Genomic DNA, 17,887 nt, shown 5'->3' on the forward strand with positions numbered 1-17,887 from the left:
CTCTCAGCGGGGATTTCGTCGCATTCCGGGCTTTCGGGGCCTAGGTGTTTCCGATAGGAAATCTCTCGAATACTACGCCAACTGATGGAGTGTCATCATGACCGAGACCACCTCCCGCGACCCCGGTTTTTTTACCCAATCCCTCGCAGAGCGCGACCCGGAGCTGTTCGGCTCGATCACGGATGAGCTCGGCCGTCAGCGCGACGAGATTGAGTTGATTGCATCGGAGAACATCGTTTCCGCCGCCGTGATGGAGGCTCAGGGCTCCGTTCTGACCAACAAATACGCCGAAGGCTACCCGGGGCGTCGCTACTATGGTGGCTGCCAATATGTTGATGTTGCAGAAAATCTTGCCATCGACCGCGCAAAACAGCTGTTCAACTGCGAATTTGCAAACGTTCAGCCCAACTCCGGTTCGCAGGCCAACCAGGGTGTGTTCCAGGCGTTGATCCAGCCCGGCGACACCATCCTGGGGATGGACCTCGCCTCTGGTGGCCACCTCACTCACGGTGCGCGTCCCAACCAGTCTGGCAAATGGTTCAACGCCATCCACTACGGTGTGCGTGAAGACAACAACCTGATCGACTATGATCAGGTCGAAGCGCTGGCGCTGGAGCATCAGCCCAAGCTGATCATCGCCGGTGGTTCCGCCATTCCGCGGGTGATTGACTTTGCCCGCTTCCGCGAGATCGCGGACAAGGTTGGCGCCTATCTGCACGTCGACATGGCGCATTTCGCCGGTCTGGTTGCGGCGGGTGAACACCCCTCGCCCTTCCCCCATGCCCATGTTGCGACCACCACCACGCATAAGACCCTGCGCGGTCCGCGCGGTGGCATGATCCTGACCAATGACGCCGATATCGCCAAGAAAGTGAACTCCGCGATCTTCCCCGGCATCCAGGGTGGCCCGCTGATGCATGTGATCGCCGCCAAGGCCGTCGCATTCGGTGAAGCTCTGCGCCCCGAGTTCAAAGACTACCAGAAGCAGGTGCGGGCCAATGCCGTCGCGCTGGCCGATCAGCTGATCAAGGGCGGTCTGGACATCGTCACTGGCGGCACCGACACCCATGTGATGCTGGTCGACCTGCGCCCGAAAGGCGTGACCGGCAATATCGTGGACAAGGCTCTGGGCCGCGCCCATATCACCACCAACAAGAACGGCATTCCGTTTGACCCGGAGAAGCCGACCGTGACCTCCGGTATCCGTCTCGGTACCCCGGCAGGCACCACCCGTGGTTTTGGTGAAGCCGAGTTCCGCGAGATTGCCGATCTTATCATCGAGGTGGTCGACGGCCTGGCAGCCAATGGTGAAGATGGCAACGCCGCTGTTGAGGCATCGGTACGCGAGAAAGTGGCCGCCCTCTGCGCCCGCTTCCCGCTCTACCCGAACCACTGATCCGTTCGCGGAAACAAACAACAACCGCCGCGGGCCCATGGCGCGCGGCGGTTTTCTATTCATGATCTCTGCCCACTGGGATCAGAGCGATTTGGTCTCTGCCAGAGCCTCCTCCAGCATCTTCTCATTGCGCGCCTCTTCGATACGGCGGATGCGATCCTCGCTGGACCGGATATCAAAACGGTATTTCACAACATTGATCAGGCTCAGCGTCAGAAGCATGATCCCCATGCCCCAGAACCCTTTGGTCGCAAGCGGCACATCGGTCGACAGCCAGAGCGAAATGCCCAGCATTCCGTAAGCCACGGCCACACCGGCCACGTTGAGAGTGATGATCAGGTTGTTGTCATTGCGTGTGTTTGTCATTGGATTTCTCCCGGTTGGTCATAGGTGGTGTTAAGGTCAATCAGATATCGGGCGCATCGGCCCTATACGTGTTGTGTCAGGCTTTTGCGTGCAGCCGTGCCAGCACATCGGCAGCAGTACTGCGGGTCGGCTTCCCAAACCCTGCATCAGCCAGATCGTCGGCCACCGAGCCATGGCTCAGCCCGGTTTCGATGTCTTTGAGGATCGCACTCTGTTCAAAGGGGTCTTCGGCAGACATCACCCGATTGATCAGGGCTTCGACCTCTCCCAGCGTGTCACCGGAACCGGCGCTGCGGGCCATGCCGCCATGCGCATGTTGCGCCTTGCGGGTGGCGCGGGCCGCGATGGCGCCCTGTTTCAGATCCATGAGGCGACGATGGCTGGCCTCGACCGACTGGCGCAATTGCAGGCCGCGCTGCTCCAGCATATCGACGGTACGGCGGCGCATGGCCTGTTCATTCTCCAGCTCGGCTATCGCGGCGGCAGCTGTCTGGGCCAGATCCTCCCGCCCCTCTCTCAGCGCTGCCTGCGCCCGCTCCAACAGATCCGCAATCCGCAGCGTCACCGCATCCAGCTGCCGGGTTTCCATACGGGATTTCTGGATCAACCCGGCCAGAACCTGCTTCGCACGGGCCAGATCTGCTTCGCTGGTGCGGATCTTCTGGTCGATCAGGTCAATCGCATAGGTGTCGCTCAACCGTTCCTCGGCACGTGCATCAATGCCTCGGATCAGGGTCTTAATCGTTGCAAACATCACATCCTCCAAATCTGAACATCGTTCATAAATCTGGTATAGAAAAATCCTGAACGTTGTTCAAGGTTTATTTTGAACAACGTTCAAGAGATCATGCAAGTCGCGATAATACCTCGGAAATCATCCGCTCGATCTTGGCGATCGGAACCCCGGAGATCCGGTTCTCCAGCCCCAGAAGCACGATTCCATGCACCGCCGAGAACAGCGCCCGCACCATGAGCGCCAGATCCTCAGGCGCCTTATCAGGAAAAATCTCGGCAACAGGCGCGGCAATATTGGCAAATAGTTTCTCCAGCGCCGCCCTGTACCAGTCGGGCACCTCGGCCTCCTCCGCCCGAACATCGAACAAGGCCCGCCAGAGCCGCGTGTTTTCAGCCGCAAACCCCAGATAGGCGTGGCTCATCAGGATCAGCCGGTCCGTTGGCGCCTGCGTCTGCGCGCCAACCAGCGATCGCTGCACCGCCAGCCCCAGCGCCTGAAAAGTCCGCCCGTTGACAGCCATCACGATGGCATTCATGTCGTCGAAAGCGTTGTAGATGGCCCCAACTGCACAGCCTGCATCGGTCGCCAGATCACGTGCCCGCAGCGCCCCTGCCCCGTCGCGGCGAATGCGGATCTCGGCCGCTGCCACCAGCTTTTCGCGCAACTCTTGCTTGCGGATTTCGGCCTTGCTCGCCATCTGCTCTGCCCCTCAATCTTGAACCACGTTCAAGTTATCGCCTCAGGCAGGCAAACAAAAGAGCAATCAGATAAAACCCCGCCAGCGCAGCACCACCACCAGCAGCACCGCAACAACGATCAGTGAAAATGCCATCGTCGCAACGATGTCCAGTATCCGCCCCCGTCGCCGATCGGCCAGATCAATGGATTTCAGATGTTTGCTCACCTCGCGCGCCGCGCGTTGCAGCGGTTCGTGATCCACCGTCAGCGCCAGTTTCGGATGCGCCAGAAGATGCTGTGCCTCTGCCAGTCGCAGCCCCTGCTGGTAAATCCGTCGGGGCAGCCGTCGCCGCGCCCGGTTCAACGCCGCAGAGAGATCCCCGCCCGCCTGTTCACGGTCCTTCAGCAGATCCTGAACCTGTTCGATCTCTTTCAGAAGTGTCTCTGCCATGGGCTGCCCGAAGTATGAGGAGTTTCGCGCACCTTAGCCGGGCCGGGTCCGACGCTCAATGGCTGGGCCGCTCTGGTCAGGATTGGGGCAATCCCCCGCGCAAAGGGACTGGCGACCGCCGTGATCGGGCGCTATCACGGGGACATGCTGAACACCATCCGCCATGGCGCCCCGACTGATAAACCCACCTTGATGATCGCGCATGGACTCTATGGATCCGCCCGCAACTGGGGCGCGATTGCCAAGCGGCTCTGCGATGATCGCGAGGTCATCGCCGTCGATATGCGCAACCACGGCAACAGCACCTGGACGGAGAGCCACAGCTATCTCGATCTGGCCAGCGACCTTGCCGAGGTCATCGAGCAGCACGGCGGTCCGGTCGATATGATCGGCCACTCCATGGGCGGCAAGGCGGCGATGACACTCGCGCTCAATCACCCTGACGCGCTGCGCCGTCTCCTGGTCGCCGACATCGCCCCGGTCGCCTATGGCCGTAGTCAGATCCAGTTCATCCACGCCATGCGCCAGGTCGATCTGTCACGGGTTGAGCGGCGCTCCGATGCGGAGGCCCAGCTGGCAGAACTGGGGGTCGAAAAAGCTTTGCAGAGCTTCTTCACTCAGTCGCTTGACCTGCCCAACAAACGCTGGCGGCTGAACCTGGACACGCTGGAACGTGATATGCCCAAGATCATGGGCTTTCCCGAAACCGAGGCGCAATGGGACGGCACCACGCTGTTTCTCTCCGGCGCTGCATCCGACTATGTCCTCGCCGAGCACCGCCCTCTGATCAAAGCCCGCTTCAGCCAGTCGCATTTCGCCAAGCTTCCGGACTGCGGCCATTGGCTTCATGCAGAAAACCCGCGCGCATTTGTTGCCACAGCCCGCGGGTTCTTTGACGCCTGACCGGGGATACCGCGCCAGACCGACCAGGAATCATCCCTGATACAGACGACGCGCCACGAGATAGGACACCGGCAGGCCAGCAACAGCACCGATGGCCGCCGCCATAAGGATGGCAGCCACCGAAACGTGACCGGCGACCAGCACCGCGATCACACCAGCGCCGGCAAGGCTGCTGCCGATCAGGGAATAGAGAATGGACGCTAGGCGGATCATGTCGGTCACTCCGGTCATGGTTGGCAGATGTCATTTAGAACTGCCCTCTTAGACCATCGCGACCGCTCGATCGTCTTTGATCCTGATCAGGTTCTCCATGACGGTTTGGCCGATCGGGAAATCTGTGTTTCGATGCAGGCCGAAACGATGATCAGGCCGGACGCGCCTGATCAGGAACTTGCGTACATCCAAAACGGACAACCGCCGCACCTGCTCTCGCGGTACGACGGTGGCCTGCCGGGGGCCATTGGTACAGACGTGCCCCCAGATATCATCGCTTGTGACGCAGCAGTGGTCGGACCAGCTCAACCCCAGGTCTGCCGCATTTATGTCAGGCCCTAGCCGGTAGCCCGCGCACCATAGCCGCCAGCGCCACCATTTGCGAAGGACACGATGTTCTGCCCGCCCGAACCGGTCTTGAAGATGGAGATCTGGCGGGTCAGCTCATTGGCGTCGTTGGACAGGGTCTGGCTGGCAGCCGTCGCCTCCTCAACCATCGCCGCATTGTGCTGGGTCACCTGATCCAGCTGGCTGACGCCCGTGTTGATTTCCACCAGCGTGACCGATTGCTCGGCGGCGCCGGTTGCGATCTGGCTGACATGGCCGGAAATCGTGCTGACGCTGCCGATGATCTTTTGCAGCTCTTCCCCCGCCCGACTCACCAGTTTCACGCCATTGCCAACATATTGCGAGCTTTCGGTGATCAATTGCTTGATCTCGCCCGCCGCATCAGAGGACCGCTGCGCCAGCGCCCGCACTTCGGAGGCCACAACGGCAAACCCGCGCCCTGCCTCGCCTGCTCTCGCGGCTTCAACGCCGGCGTTCAGTGCAAGCAGGTTGGTCTGGAACGCAATGTCGTCAATGACCGAGATGATCTGGGAGATCTTGCCGGATGATTCCTCGATCTGCGACATGGCCGTGACCGCACTATTAACCACCTCACCGCTTTCTTCGGCGGTGACGCGGGCGTTGCTTACAATTTCCTCGACCTCGCGGGCACCATCAGCGGCCGAGCGCACGGTCGAGGTCAGCTCCTCAATCGCCGCTGCCGTTTCTTCCAGGGTTGCGGCCTGGGTTTCGGTGCGATGCGACAATTCGCTGGAGGATTGGCTGATCTCAGAAGCGGTGCTGCCGACGGCCTCGGCCACAGCTTTCACCGTTTCAACCGCGCCCATCAAGGTGTCCTGCGCCTTGTTGAACGCATCGCAAAGCACCCGCATATCCGGCAGATCACTTGTTGGTACACGGTAGCTGAGGTCGCCGTCGCTCAGCGCTTCCAGCGCTCTGGAGATTTCCTCAACACAGTTCTGCCGAGCAGTGATATCGGAGGCCAGCTTGATCACACGGATCGTCTTGCCTTCGCTGTCCAGTACAGGGGCGTAGGTGGCCTGGATCCAGATCGTCTTGCCCGATTTGGCAACGCGCGGAAACTGATCCGTAAACGCCTTGCCAGCCGCAAGATCCCGCCAGAACTCCGCATAGGACTCGCTGCGGGCATAGTCCGGGTCCACGAACATCGAATGATGCTTGCCTTGGATTTCCTCAAGAGGGTAGCCGATCGCGCCAAGGAAGTTGGCATTGGCTTCAATGATGGTCCCATCAGGTTCAAACTGGATCATCGCCTGCGTCCGGTCGATCATGTCCATGACCGACTGCTGCATCGTCGACTCTGCCGACTTCTTCTTTGCGTCTCTCTTGAAAAACATCGTTACCCTCGGCCTAACATTGAAAGTTCACTAGAAATTCAATACCCAAGAGACATTGCTCAAACATTAACCCGAGGGAGCGATACCAGCATGATCGAAAGCCGATGACCAGCAAACCCGAAGCATGATTTTGCGCAACAATCCCAATTACTTAATATACGCCCCGCAAGTGAAGCATACGACCAGTTTTAACGCCATAAGGAACACTCTTGCCGCACCGTCAACCCAAGGTGGTGAGACTTCTGACGAACCGCCAGCCGGAAATGAACACAATTTGATATTAATCAAGGATACGCTCCCAGAACGCCCCTATACAGAGCATCTTGCGCGCGACCTGAATTCACAAAAATCGCCTAAAGCGGAAAAGACCGAGTATTGTTAATACTGGCTGAACAGTTTTGCGACAGAAATGACCCTAGATTGCAGTAAACGATAACCACCGGTGTAGCCTTCATGAGTTTTCGGCCCAAAGCATGGATCCAGGCGCTGAACAATCGGACCTATCTTCCGACCCTGGTCGCCTTTGTGGTGATCGTGGCGGCCGGGCTGTCTGCCGAGTCCCAGAATGACACAATCTATGAACAGAAGCTGCGCGCGGATGTACAATATGAAGCGGGGCTGATCCGCGCCCGGATCGAGGGAAACCTGTCAGCCGATATCCAGCTGGTGCGCGGGCTGCAGGCGGTCCTCTCGACCGAACCCGACATGACGCAGCGGCGCTTTGCCGAGCTGGCGTCACAACTGATTGCTGATGAAGCAAGTCTGCGCAACATCGCCGCGGCGCCGGATCTGGTGATCCGCCTGATGTATCCGATTGCGGGTAACGAGGCTGCAATTGGCTTGGACTACCGCAAGAACGAAGCCCAGCGTGCTGCGGCGCTCCGCGCACGCGACAGCGGCGACCTTGTCCTTGCCGGACCGGTCAACCTGCTGCAGGGCGGTCGCGGTATGATCGCCCGCTTTCCGATCTTCGCGGGCCCGCAAGCGACCAGATCATTCTGGGGCATTCTCTCGGCGGTGATTGATGTCGATGCCATCTATACCCAAGGGGGGCTCAACAACCCGGATCTTATGATCGACGTGGCGCTGGTCGGCAAAGACGGCAGGGGCGCCGAGGGCGAGCAGTTCTACGGTGACCCGAGCATACTGAAGGACAACCCGGTCCTGATGGACATTGTCCTGCCCGTAGGCACCTGGCAGCTGGCTGCCCGGCCCAAAGGTGGCTGGCCCGCCCATGCAGACAACCAGTGGCAACTGCGGTTCACCGTTCTGCTGGCTGGCGCCTTCATTCTGTTTCCAACCGCGCTCGCCGGTCGCCTGTCCGCAGCGCGGCGTTCGGTGATCCAGACACTCAAACGGCGCGAACGTGATCTGGAGGCGCTCTCGCGCCGTCTCGAAATGGCTGTTGAAACCTCGAAAATCGGCATCTGGGAAATAGACGAGACTTCTGACAACGCCCTCTGGGACCGCCGGATGCGTGAACTCTACGGGGACCCTGCCGAAGCCGGTGAAGTGCCTTTGTCGCTCTGGCGATCGTTTCTGCACGCCAAGGATCGCGATCGCGTTATTAGCGGCTTCCAGGAGGCGCTGCGCAATGGCAACAACCACTCGGTCGATTTCTGCATCGAGCTGAAAGATGGCACTCATAAGAATATCCGGGCCATGGGCTGTTCGTTCCGTGATCGACGGGGGCGCAACCGGATGATCGGTGTCGAATGGGATGTCACCCGCGATGTTGAGTTGAACAACGAGTTGAAGCGCGCGAACCAGCAGCTGACCCATCGCAACGCCCAGCTCACCCAGGCCAAACAATCCGCCGAAAAGGCCGATCAGGCAAAAACCGAATTCCTCGCCAATATGAGCCACGAGATCCGCACGCCGATGAATGGGATCATCGGCATGTCCGACATCCTCGCTGAGAGCCCGCTGTCGGAGGAACAGGAGCAATGTGTCGAAACCATCCGTGATTCCTCAGTCGCGCTGTTGAAAATCATCAACGACATCCTGGATCTGTCCCGGCTCGAGGCCGGAAAGATGGAAATCAGCACGGTCGATTTCAACCTGCGCAAATGCGTCGACGGCGCCGTCGACGTGCTCAGGCCGAAGCTGCGCGAAAAGGGGCTATCCTTTACCCTGAGCTTTGCCCATGACCTGCCCGAACAGGTCCATGGTGATGACGGTCGGCTGCGCCAGATCCTGGTCAACCTGCTGAGCAATGCGGTGAAATTCACCCACGATGGCAGTGTCGCCCTGCACGTCAGTCGCGGAGCAAAGGATCCCTATCATCTTTTTATCGACGTGGTGGACACCGGCATTGGCATCTCCGAAGATCAGGCCAAACACGTATTTGAGCGGTTTTCGCAGGCCGATGCCGCAACCACACGCCACTATGGCGGAACCGGTCTGGGGCTGACCATCTCCAATATCCTCGCACAGCGCATGGGCGGCGGTATCAGCCTGCAATCCAGCGCCGGCAACGGCGCCTGCTTCCGCTTGGAAATCCGCCTTTCAGCTGCCCGCACGGCCCCCATCGCCCCGACCCAGATCAGCCGGGAAACCTCCCAGCCGCAGCTTGGTCCGGGGGTATTGCTGCTGGCTGATGACAATCGCACCAACCGCCTGCTGATCCTGAAATTCCTGGCCGACACGCCGCTGAAGGTGATCGAAGCCGAAAATGGACACGAAGCGGTAGATATGTGCCGCGACCATCAACCCGCCATCATCCTGATGGATATGTCGATGCCCGAGGTCGATGGCCTGACTGCAACCCGCCAGATCCGCGCCAGCGACATGGCCCAGCCCGCGATCATCGCATTGACGGCCAATGCTTTTGACAGCGATCGCCGCGCCTGCCTGGATGCCGGGATGGACCGTTTTCTGCAAAAACCGATCCGCAAGCCGCTGCTGCTGGAAACCATCGCCGCCGTTCAAGCCGAACGCGCGGCACCGCAGGATCAGACCAAGGACGGCACCAACTCCTGACGCCAGCCTCGGCTTACGCCCTCATCCAACCACTCCGCAACACCACGGCCGACGCCCTCCTGCGGCCTTGGGGTTGATAATCCGTCCGACGAATGGGCCGCAAAACGATCAGATCTAGGGGAGACCTCAACGGTCAGCCGCCTGTTGGCAGCATCTGATTTTCCAGACAGAACTCATAGAGTTCGCGATAGGCGGCCTCTTTCATCAACGCCTCAAACCGGGCGCGATGCAGCGCGATGGCCTTGCTGCGCAGGTCAAACAACCGCCCGCCCGACGCCACATCCAATGCAGCCATACCCGCCCTGATTCTGTCAGCCTTGGCCGCAAGCCGTGTGTCGGCCTGAACATTGTGATTGCGGCGCAGCCAGTATTTGCGATCAATCAGCCGGTTCGCCTGATGGGCACTGCCGCGGTGCGACTTCAGAACAAAACTCGCCGCATCCTTGGTGATGTAGTGGTTGATCTGGGCCAGCGCGCGCAGGCTGGGATCCTTAGCCCTGAAATTGCGATGTTCGTAGGCGCTGCTCGGCAGGCCGGATCCATTGCAAATTCTGATCTGATCATCGGGAAGCTTCGCGCCATTTGGCCTGTGGATGCCGCACCGCTCATGAGCAGCAGGATCAAACATCGTCTTGAACGGTGTCAGATGCGTAGCAACCCGTTCGTCATCCTCGGCCAGCAAAAAGGTCTCCACCACCAGCTGCTCCGACAGGGTTGCACTGCCTGCGCTGCCAAACTTCTTCCAGTTCACCATGATCTGGTCGCAGTCCGGCACGGCATCAATGAGATCGCCGACGGTGCCCGTGCCGGTGTGAACGACGAGAAACTCGTCAAGATCAAGCGCAAGGACCCATCGCGCATCCCGGAACTCCGGCTGGCGCGCGGCACGTTTGTAGGCTTTGACCTGATGTCGCCCGCGTTCAGCCCGATTGTAGAAATAGGAAATTTCACCGAGATCGCGCAGAGTTTTCAGAATTTCATCTGTAAAATCATCAGAGTCGTTCTGGTAGATGATGATGTTCTGAAACCCGATCATCTTGTGGTAGGCGACCCATTCCAGGATCGAGGGCCCTTCATTCTTGGCAGTCGCAACCAGCGTAAAAGACAACGGAGGCTCCTGATCTCAAACTGAGGAAACTGGTGCGGACGGCGGGACTCGAACCCGCACGGCCATACGGCCAGGAGATTTTAAGTCTCCGGTGTCTACCATTCCACCACGTCCGCACAGCGGGCTTGGCCCGTTGCAATCACAGACCTAGCGAGGACGCCGCAGCGGCACAATGGGATATCTCACGGATCATGGAATTTTTCCCGCATCGGTGTTTCGGACGCCGCGTCATGCGAAACAGGGGTCTCAATGCCCACAGATCACAGGTCCACTTCAGGCGCCGTCGGGCCTGCCCCTTCCGGTGCCAATGGACCACCCGGCGCCACCAGATGCCGCTCCGGCAGCCAAGGATTGAGCGCCAGCGCCTGCTCCAGCGCCTGGCGCGCCTCCGTCAGGCGCGACAACCCGTAAAGCGACAGCGCCCGACCACTCAGCGCCGCAACATGACGCGGCGACAGGGCGATTGCGCGATCCAGATCCGTTAGCGCCGCGCCAAAATCCCGCCGCAGATAATGGACAAAAGCGCGCTGATTGTAGCCCTCGGCGTAATCCGGGCAGTAGGCGACCAACCTGTCAAATGCCTCCAGTGCACCGAGAAAGTCAAAGGCCGAGCGCCGGGTCATCCCCCGATCCAGCAGCGCCTGCGCCTGAGCATTGGGTGCATCTGCCCAATATTGCCAGAACTGGTTGGAAATGGCCTGCGCCGTCATCTCATCGCTTGCCGCCTGCACGCGGCGGATCAGCCCTTCGACCGCATTACGGTGATCCGGTGCGGCAGGACAGGCCCCGGCCGCCTCGGCTTCTCTCGCCTGGCCCGCCCCCTCGGCCAGAGCAAAGGGTGCAGCGGCCGCGAGGCCAAGAGCTAGAAATGGGGCAATCCAAGACTGTCGCATCCCCCTATTCTGCCGCAAAGTGATCGCCGGACAAGTCACGATTTCGCGTGGATGTCACGACTTGGGGGGTCACGGCAGCAGCGCGCTATCCTCGATTACTGCCTGCATGGCGACATAGGTGGAGGTCGACGCGACATGCGGCAGCGCCGAAATCTTCTCGCCGAGCACCGCACGATAAGCCGACATCGACCGCGTCCGCACCTTTAGCAGATAGTCGAAATGCGAGGCCATCAGATGGGCCTGTTCGATCTCGGGCACCCGCGCCAGCGCCGCATTGAATTTCGCCAGCGCCTCCTCTCGGGTATCGGTCAGCTTCACCTCGACAAAGGCGACGTGATCCAGGCCCAGCCGGATCGGATCGATCAGCGCCCGATAGCCTGTAATGAAGCCCTCGGTCTCTAACCGCCGCAGCCGCGCCTGTGTCGGCGTTTTGGACAGGCCGATCCGCCGCGCCAGATCCGCGATGGACATGCGGCCATCCTCTCCAAGCGCCTCCAGAATCGCCTGATCGAACCGATCCATGCCCGGAAAGTCTATTTGCATTGTCCTGAGATCCTTTTTTGGGCGTTATGCCTATTTATTGCACAACATAGGGCGATTGTCCCGGCAATTTCGCGATATCATATGCGGATAGACCAACCACGGCACGATCTGTGGTTCCTTCGGAGAGTTCCCTAAAATGACAGCGACCCAATCCCGGCCCACGCCCCCCCTGTCCTCCGCGCAGACTGCGGACCACGCGGAGGCGCTGCGCTACCGCATCGACGCGGGCACCTATGTTGATCAGGCTCAGATGCGCGACCGGCTGTTTGCGTTGGCCGATCTTAGCGCTGCGGACCGTCGCACCATCTGCGCCAATGCCGCCGCCCTGGTGCGCGACATCCGGGGCCATTCCTCGCCCGGCCTGATGGAAGTATTTCTCGCCGAATACGGTCTTTCCACCGACGAGGGCGTTGCCCTGATGTGCCTGGCCGAGGCGCTCTTGCGGGTGCCCGACGCCGACACCATCGACGCGCTGATCGAGGATAAGATCGCGCCATCGGAATGGGGCAAGCATCTGGGCAAATCCACCTCCTCTCTGGTCAATGCGTCGACCTGGGCCCTCATGCTGACCGGCAAGGTGCTCGACGAAAAGCGCAGCCCGGTCTCGGCGCTGCGCGGCGCCATCAAACGTCTGGGCGAACCGGTGATCCGCACCGCCGTCAGCCGCGCGATGAAGGAAATGGGCCGCCAGTTCGTGCTGGGCGAGACCATTGAAGGGGCCATGAAACGCGCCGCCGGGATGGAAGCCAAAGGCTACACCTATTCCTACGACATGCTGGGAGAGGCCGCCCGCACCGAAGCGGATGCCGCCCGCTATCACCTGGCCTATTCCCGCGCGATTTCGGCCATCGCCGCCGCCTGCGACAGCGAGGATATCCGCCAGAATCCCGGTATCTCGGTCAAACTCTCGGCGCTGCATCCGCGCTACGAACTGGCGCAGGAAACCCGCGTCATGGAGGAACTGGTGCCACGCCTGCAGGCGCTGGCGCTGCTGGCCAAGGCCGCCGGCATGGGGCTGAACGTCGACGCCGAGGAGGCCGACCGCCTGTCCCTGTCGCTTGAGGTGATCGAAGAGGTGATCTCCGATCCCGCGCTTGCTGGCTGGGATGGGTTTGGTGTGGTGGTCCAGGCCTATGGACCGCGCACCGGAGTGGCGCTGGATGCCCTCTATGATATGGCCAACCGCTATGACCGCCGCCTGATGGTCCGCCTTGTCAAAGGCGCCTATTGGGACACCGAGGTAAAGCGCGCCCAGGTCGAGGGCGTCGATGGGTTCCCCGTCTACACCCATAAATCGCTGACCGATGTGTCCTACATCGCCAACGCCCGCAAACTGTTGTCGATGACCGACCGGATCTACCCGCAGTTTGCCACCCATAACGCCCATACCGTCGCAGCCATTCTGCATATGGCCAAGGACACCGACAAAGGCGCCTATGAGTTTCAGCGCCTGCATGGCATGGGCGAGACCCTGCATCAGATGGTGCTGGAACAGAACCGCACCCACTGCCGGATCTATGCGCCGGTTGGCGCCCATCGCGACCTGCTGGCCTATCTGGTCCGCCGTCTGCTGGAAAATGGCGCCAACAGCTCCTTTGTGAACCAGATCGTTGATGAAAATGTGCCTCCCGAAGTGGTCGCCGCCGATCCCTTCGATCAGGTCGAGGATCTGACTGCGAACCTGCGCAGCGGACCGGAGCTGTTCCAGCCGGAGCGGCCGAACTCCACCGGGTTCGATCTGGGCCACGCCCCCACCCTTGCGGCGATCGACGCCGCCCGCGCGCCTTGGAAGAGCCACAGCTGGACCGCAGCGCCCCTGCTAGCCAAGGCGCCCGCGAGCCCCAGCACCACCGAAGACGCAGTACGCAACCCGGCTGATCTCACCACGGTAGGCCAGGTGCACAGCGCCGGTCAGGTCGAAATCGAGGCGGCCCTCGGCGCCGCAGCCCCGTGGCAAGCCAGCGCCGAAATCCGCGCCGAAGTGCTGAACCGGGCCGCCGACCTCTACGAGGCCAATTATGGCGAACTGTTTGCGCTGCTGACGCGCGAAGCGGGCAAGACGCTGCCCGACTGTGTGGCCGAGCTGCGCGAAGCGGTGGATTTCCTGCGCTACTACGCCGCCCCCATTCCAGCAGAGCCGCCGGTCGGCGTGTTCACCTGCATCTCGCCCTGGAACTTCCCGCTGGCGATTTTCTCCGGCCAGATTGCAGCCGCCCTGGCAACCGGCAATGCAGTGCTCGCGAAACCGGCCGAGCAGACCCCGCTGATCGCCCATCGCGCCATCGCGCTGCTGCATGAGGCAGGCGTCCCGAAAGAAGCGTTGCAGCTGCTGCCCGGCGGCGGCGCTGTTGGCGGCGCGCTGACCTCAGATCCGCGCGTCGGCGGCGTCGCTTTCACCGGCTCCACTGCAACCGCACTGAAAATCCGCGCTGCCATGGCCGAGCACCTGCGTCCCGGCGCGCCGCTGATTGCCGAGACCGGTGGTCTCAACGCGATGATCGTGGACAGCACCGCGCTGCCGGAACAGGCCGTTCAGGCCGTCATCGAAAGCGCCTTTCAGTCGGCAGGTCAGCGCTGCTCGGCCCTGCGTTGCCTCTACCTCCAGGAAGATATCGCCGATAACGTGTTGAAAATGCTCAAAGGCGCGATGGATGCCCTGCGGCTTGGCGATCCCTGGCACCTGGCAACCGACAGCGGACCGGTGATCGACGAGGCCGCCCGCGCCGGTATTCTCGCCCATATCGACACCGCCCGCGCCGAGGGCCGGGTGCTGAAGGAACTGACCGCACCGCAGGGCGGCACCTTCGTGGCGCCAACCCTGATCGAAGTCTCCGGCATCAGCGTGCTGGAACGGGAGATCTTTGGCCCGGTCCTGCATGTCGCCCGCTTCAGATCGCAGGATCTCGACCGGATCATCAACGATATAAATGCCACCGGCTATGGGCTGACCTTTGGCCTGCACACGCGGATCGACGACCGGGTGCAATATGTCTGCGACCGTATTCACGCAGGCAACCTCTATGTGAACCGCAACCAGATCGGTGCCATCGTCGGCAGCCAGCCCTTTGGAGGCGAAGGCCTGTCCGGCACCGGTCCCAAGGCCGGCGGCCCCTTCTACATGACGCGTTTCTGTGCGCCTGACCGTCAGCAGAGCACCGACAGCTGGCCCGCCGATACCGCAGCGATGGTGTCCCTGCCAGCACCAACAGGTCAGCCAATGCAGCAGACCACAACCAGCCTGCCCGGCCCGACCGGCGAATCGAACCGCCTGTCGCAGCAGGCCCGCCCACCGCTGCTCTGCCTGGGACCGGGACCACAGGCCGTGGCGGCCCAGGCCCGCGCCGTTCACGCGCTCGGCGGCACCGCGATCGAAGCGACCGGCCCCTGCGATATGCCCCTGCTTCTGACCGCAGAGGGCATCTCCGGGGTGATCTGGTGGGGTGATGAGGCAACCGCGCGCGAGATTGAGACTGGGCTGGCGCGACGCAACGGGCCAATCCTGCCGCTGATCCCCGGCCTGCCGGATGTGGCACGGGTACAGGCCGAACGGCATGTCTGCGTCGACACCACCGCCGCAGGCGGCAACGCAGCCCTGCTTGGCGGGATGTCCTGACCGCGAGCGTCAGGCCAATGCGCACAATATCTGGGTAAACTCTTGACGCTGGGCCATATCCGGCCCAGCGTTCCCCCATGTTTCCAATCCGTGACCACAACCCCTCCGGGCGCACGCCCTACGTGACCTATGCGCTCATGGTTGCGAATATCGCGATCTTTGCGCTGACCTACTTTGGCTATGACAGCCCGCGCCGCCTGACCGCGCTCTACAACGCCTATGCGTTGCTGCCGGCGGAGATCATGGCAGGCTATGACTGGAAAACCCTGCTCACCTCGACCTTTCTGCATGGCAGCTGGATGCACCTGGGCGGCAACATGCTGTTTTTATGGATCTTTGGCGACAATATGGAGGACGAGATGGGGCATTTCACCTTTCTCGCCTTCTACCTTGTTTCCGGTATCGGCGCCGGGCTGGTCCATGTCGCAAGTGCCCCGGACTCGCTGGTGCCGCTGGTCGGAGCCTCCGGCGCCATTGCCGGTGTCATGGGCGGCTACCTGCTGCTGTTCCCACGGGCGCGCGTCGATATCCTGTTGATCCTGATCATCTATTTCCGCGTCTTCTCGATCCCTGCCTTCGTCATGCTGGGCGTCTGGCTGGGCATGCAGTTCCTCGGCGGGATCGGCTCTGACCCTCAGGCAGGTGGCGTCGCCTATTGGGCGCATGCCGGCGGCTTCGGCGTCGGGCTGGTATTGACACTACCGCTCTGGCTCAGGCGCGGCGGGCCGGTGTACTGGGGCAAGACCCACGGCCATCCGCCTCATCCCGAGGTCAGCTATACCGACAGCCGCATCCCACGCGTGCAGCGCAGGCCATCCGCCCCCAACCGGCGCAACACCCCCTGGGGCAAGTAGCAGTCCAGATATCGCAATCTCAAACAAAGGGCCGCAGCAGATGTCCGCATCCACCTCCGCCACGCCGCAGAACGGCGCCCAGCCCTGGCAGGCAAGCTGTCATTGCGGCGCCGTTGTAATCAGAGCCGAGCTGCCTGACGGGCTCGCCTCAGCCAGCCGTTGCAATTGCTCCTTCTGCATCCGTCGCGGGGCCGCGGCAGTGACCGCGCGCACCGCCAGCCTGACCATTCTCAAAGGCGCCGAAAATCTCAGCCTCTACACTTGGGGCAGCCATACGGCGAAACACTATTTCTGCAAGACATGCGGCATCTACGTCTATCACCAGCGCCGTTCCGATCCGGCAGAATGCGGGATCAATCTGGGCTGTATCGACGGTGGCAACCCGCGCACCCACGCCGAAACCTATGGTGACATTCCTTGGCACGACGGGGTGAATCACCCCTCTGACCGCTAGGCAGACGCCGCAGATCAGCCGCAAAACAAAAACGCGACCCGAGGGGCCGCGTTTCAATACGTCAAATCCAGCGAAAAAACCGGGGCGGCATCAGCCCCGGATCACCTTGGCAAAGCTGTCGTAAATCGACTCATTGGCGCAGAGCACATCGCCGGAGGTAAGGATATCATCCTCGGGGTTCACCGCTTCGATAAGGCCGCCTGCCTCCTGCACGATGATCACACCCGCAGCCAGATCCCAGGCATTCAGGCGGCGCTCCCAGTAGCCCTCGTAGCGGCCCGCCGCCACATAGGCCAGATCCAGCGAAGCCGCGCCCCAGCGACGCACACCGGCGCAGGCAGGCATCAGACGCGCCAGATCCTGCAGGGTCGCAGGCAGGTCGGAACGACCGGCAAACGGCAGCCCCGTCGCAAAGATCGACTCGATCATGCGATGACGGCCCGAGACCCGGATCCGGGTGTCATTCATCCAGGCGCCAGCACCTTTTTCGGCAAAGAACATCTCGTCCTTGGCGGCATCATACACAACACCGGCGACAACCTTGCCCTTATGCTCCAGCGCGATGGAAATCGCCCAATGCGGCAGACCGTGCAGGAAGTTGGTGGTGCCATCCAGCGGGTCGACGATCCAGCGGCGGGTCGGATCTGCGCCTTCTTCTTCGCCACCCTCTTCGGCCAGCCAGCCGTAAGTGGGGCGGGCGCCCATCAGCTCTTCTTTCAGGATCTTCTCGGCAGCGATATCGGCCTTGGAGACAAAATCGCCTGCCCCCTTTCTCGACACCTGAAGGTTTTCAACTTCGCGAAAATCCTTGACCAGCGACCGCCCCGCCTTGCGGGCAGCTTTGATCATGATGTTGAGGTTTGCGCTGCCAATCATGCGAAAGACTCCTGAGCGAAAAGGGGGAGATGTCGGTCAAACCGTGCCTATACGCGCCTGATTGCCGCTTGCCAAGGCCCAATAGGGGCCTGAACGCACCAGTACGACACATGAG

At 61.3% G+C, this 17,887-nt stretch carries 16 protein-coding genes and 1 tRNA gene; 6 read left to right on the plus strand and 11 right to left on the minus strand.

Annotated elements, in window-relative coordinates; genetic code table 11:
• Window positions 1-97: 97 nt before the first annotated feature.
• Complete coding sequence (gene glyA, locus VWZ87_RS07700; protein WP_340545252.1) at window positions 98-1,396, plus strand: serine hydroxymethyltransferase; 1,299 nt, start codon at window positions 98-100, stop codon at window positions 1,394-1,396.
• An 81-nt stretch (window positions 1,397-1,477) separates the two neighbouring features.
• Here glyA and VWZ87_RS07705 read toward each other — a convergent pair whose 3' ends face one another.
• The 4 genes from VWZ87_RS07705 to VWZ87_RS07720 form a co-directional block, all read right to left on the minus strand.
• Window positions 1,478-1,762, minus strand: a complete 285-nt coding sequence (locus VWZ87_RS07705; protein WP_260101729.1) for a hypothetical protein — start codon at window positions 1,760-1,762, stop codon at window positions 1,478-1,480.
• A 76-nt stretch (window positions 1,763-1,838) separates the two neighbouring features.
• A complete protein-coding gene (locus tag VWZ87_RS07710; protein WP_416536263.1) occupies window positions 1,839-2,516 on the minus strand; it encodes a PspA/IM30 family protein in 678 nt (225 codons plus the stop codon).
• A gap of 91 nt (window positions 2,517-2,607) precedes the next feature.
• Window positions 2,608-3,195, minus strand: a complete 588-nt coding sequence (locus VWZ87_RS07715; protein ID WP_416536264.1) for a TetR/AcrR family transcriptional regulator — start codon at window positions 3,193-3,195, stop codon at window positions 2,608-2,610.
• Window positions 3,196-3,261: 66 nt separating this feature from the next.
• Window positions 3,262-3,627 (minus strand): hypothetical protein, encoded by a 366-nt coding sequence (locus VWZ87_RS07720; RefSeq protein WP_340545249.1) that lies wholly within the window; start codon window positions 3,625-3,627, stop codon window positions 3,262-3,264.
• 144 nt (window positions 3,628-3,771) lie between these two features.
• On the opposite strand from VWZ87_RS07720, the gene VWZ87_RS07725 reads away from it, so the two are divergent.
• On the plus strand, window positions 3,772-4,530 hold the full coding sequence (locus VWZ87_RS07725) for an alpha/beta fold hydrolase (protein ID WP_416536311.1): 759 nt from the start codon (window positions 3,772-3,774) through the stop codon (window positions 4,528-4,530).
• Between the two features lie 30 nt (window positions 4,531-4,560).
• On the opposite strand, the gene VWZ87_RS07730 is transcribed toward VWZ87_RS07725, so the two are convergent.
• Window positions 4,561-4,743 (minus strand): hypothetical protein, encoded by a 183-nt coding sequence (locus VWZ87_RS07730; protein ID WP_340546300.1) that lies wholly within the window; start codon window positions 4,741-4,743, stop codon window positions 4,561-4,563.
• Window positions 4,744-5,081: 338 nt separating this feature from the next.
• A complete protein-coding gene (locus tag VWZ87_RS07735; RefSeq protein ID WP_416536265.1) occupies window positions 5,082-6,449 on the minus strand; it encodes a methyl-accepting chemotaxis protein in 1,368 nt (455 codons plus the stop codon).
• A gap of 453 nt (window positions 6,450-6,902) precedes the next feature.
• Between VWZ87_RS07735 and VWZ87_RS07740 the strand changes: the two genes are divergently transcribed.
• A complete protein-coding gene (locus VWZ87_RS07740; protein WP_416536266.1) occupies window positions 6,903-9,431 on the plus strand; it encodes an ATP-binding protein in 2,529 nt (842 codons plus the stop codon).
• A 133-nt stretch (window positions 9,432-9,564) separates the two neighbouring features.
• Here the strand turns inward: VWZ87_RS07740 and VWZ87_RS07745 are convergent, their stop codons facing one another.
• From VWZ87_RS07745 to VWZ87_RS07760, 4 genes are all read right to left on the minus strand, one after another.
• The gene (locus tag VWZ87_RS07745) at window positions 9,565-10,539 is read right to left on the minus strand and encodes a glycosyltransferase family 2 protein (RefSeq protein WP_416536267.1); all 975 of its coding nucleotides are present in this window, start codon (window positions 10,537-10,539) and stop codon (window positions 9,565-9,567) included.
• Between the two features lie 30 nt (window positions 10,540-10,569).
• A tRNA-Leu gene (locus tag VWZ87_RS07750) sits at window positions 10,570-10,655 on the minus strand.
• A 144-nt stretch (window positions 10,656-10,799) separates the two neighbouring features.
• Entirely contained in the window at window positions 10,800-11,432 is a 633-nt protein-coding gene (locus VWZ87_RS07755; protein WP_416536268.1) for a tetratricopeptide repeat protein, read from the minus strand.
• A gap of 69 nt (window positions 11,433-11,501) precedes the next feature.
• The gene (locus tag VWZ87_RS07760; protein ID WP_416536269.1) at window positions 11,502-11,975 is read right to left on the minus strand and encodes an Lrp/AsnC family transcriptional regulator; all 474 of its coding nucleotides are present in this window, start codon (window positions 11,973-11,975) and stop codon (window positions 11,502-11,504) included.
• 136 nt (window positions 11,976-12,111) lie between these two features.
• Between VWZ87_RS07760 and putA the strand changes: the two genes are divergently transcribed.
• The 3 genes from putA to VWZ87_RS07775 all read left to right on the plus strand — a co-directional run bounded on the left by putA (window position 12,112) and on the right by VWZ87_RS07775 (window position 16,896).
• Complete coding sequence (gene putA, locus VWZ87_RS07765) at window positions 12,112-15,588, plus strand: bifunctional proline dehydrogenase/L-glutamate gamma-semialdehyde dehydrogenase PutA (RefSeq protein ID WP_416536270.1); 3,477 nt, start codon at window positions 12,112-12,114, stop codon at window positions 15,586-15,588.
• Window positions 15,589-15,665: 77 nt separating this feature from the next.
• Window positions 15,666-16,442, plus strand: coding sequence for a rhomboid family intramembrane serine protease (locus VWZ87_RS07770; RefSeq protein ID WP_340545242.1), 777 nt, complete (start codon window positions 15,666-15,668; stop codon window positions 16,440-16,442).
• 40 nt (window positions 16,443-16,482) lie between these two features.
• Window positions 16,483-16,896 carry a GFA family protein gene (locus tag VWZ87_RS07775; RefSeq protein ID WP_416536271.1) on the plus strand — a complete coding sequence of 138 codons (414 nt, stop codon included), beginning with the start codon at window positions 16,483-16,485 and terminating at the stop codon, window positions 16,894-16,896.
• A gap of 90 nt (window positions 16,897-16,986) precedes the next feature.
• On the opposite strand, the gene VWZ87_RS07780 is transcribed toward VWZ87_RS07775, so the two are convergent.
• On the minus strand, window positions 16,987-17,772 hold the full coding sequence (locus tag VWZ87_RS07780; RefSeq protein WP_416536272.1) for an inositol monophosphatase family protein: 786 nt from the start codon (window positions 17,770-17,772) through the stop codon (window positions 16,987-16,989).
• Window positions 17,773-17,887: the final 115 nt, after the last annotated feature.

The sequence above is a fragment of the Phaeobacter sp. JH20_37 genome (assembly GCF_048056015.1).
Classification (GTDB): Bacteria; Pseudomonadota; Alphaproteobacteria; order Rhodobacterales; family Rhodobacteraceae; genus Phaeobacter; species Phaeobacter bryozoorum.

Excerpts from the sequence above, each read along its gene's own strand:
- glyA (WP_340545252.1), top strand. The coding sequence starts at position 98 with ATGACCGAGACCACCTCCCGCGACCCCGGTTTTTTTACCCAATCCCTC.
- VWZ87_RS07705 (WP_260101729.1), bottom strand. The coding sequence starts at position 1,762 with ATGACAAACACACGCAATGACAACAACCTGATCATCACTCTCAACGTG.
- VWZ87_RS07710 (WP_416536263.1), bottom strand. The coding sequence starts at position 2,516 with ATGTTTGCAACGATTAAGACCCTGATCCGAGGCATTGATGCACGTGCC.
- VWZ87_RS07715 (WP_416536264.1), bottom strand. The coding sequence starts at position 3,195 with ATGGCGAGCAAGGCCGAAATCCGCAAGCAAGAGTTGCGCGAAAAGCTG.
- VWZ87_RS07720 (WP_340545249.1), bottom strand. The coding sequence starts at position 3,627 with ATGGCAGAGACACTTCTGAAAGAGATCGAACAGGTTCAGGATCTGCTG.
- VWZ87_RS07725 (WP_416536311.1), top strand. The coding sequence starts at position 3,772 with ATGCTGAACACCATCCGCCATGGCGCCCCGACTGATAAACCCACCTTG.
- VWZ87_RS07730 (WP_340546300.1), bottom strand. The coding sequence starts at position 4,743 with ATGATCCGCCTAGCGTCCATTCTCTATTCCCTGATCGGCAGCAGCCTT.
- VWZ87_RS07735 (WP_416536265.1), bottom strand. The coding sequence starts at position 6,449 with ATGTTTTTCAAGAGAGACGCAAAGAAGAAGTCGGCAGAGTCGACGATG.
- VWZ87_RS07740 (WP_416536266.1), top strand. The coding sequence starts at position 6,903 with ATGAGTTTTCGGCCCAAAGCATGGATCCAGGCGCTGAACAATCGGACC.
- VWZ87_RS07755 (WP_416536268.1), bottom strand. The coding sequence starts at position 11,432 with ATGCGACAGTCTTGGATTGCCCCATTTCTAGCTCTTGGCCTCGCGGCC.
- VWZ87_RS07760 (WP_416536269.1), bottom strand. The coding sequence starts at position 11,975 with ATGCAAATAGACTTTCCGGGCATGGATCGGTTCGATCAGGCGATTCTG.
- putA (WP_416536270.1), top strand. The coding sequence starts at position 12,112 with ATGACAGCGACCCAATCCCGGCCCACGCCCCCCCTGTCCTCCGCGCAG.
- VWZ87_RS07770 (WP_340545242.1), top strand. The coding sequence starts at position 15,666 with ATGTTTCCAATCCGTGACCACAACCCCTCCGGGCGCACGCCCTACGTG.
- VWZ87_RS07775 (WP_416536271.1), top strand. The coding sequence starts at position 16,483 with ATGTCCGCATCCACCTCCGCCACGCCGCAGAACGGCGCCCAGCCCTGG.
- VWZ87_RS07780 (WP_416536272.1), bottom strand. The coding sequence starts at position 17,772 with ATGATTGGCAGCGCAAACCTCAACATCATGATCAAAGCTGCCCGCAAG.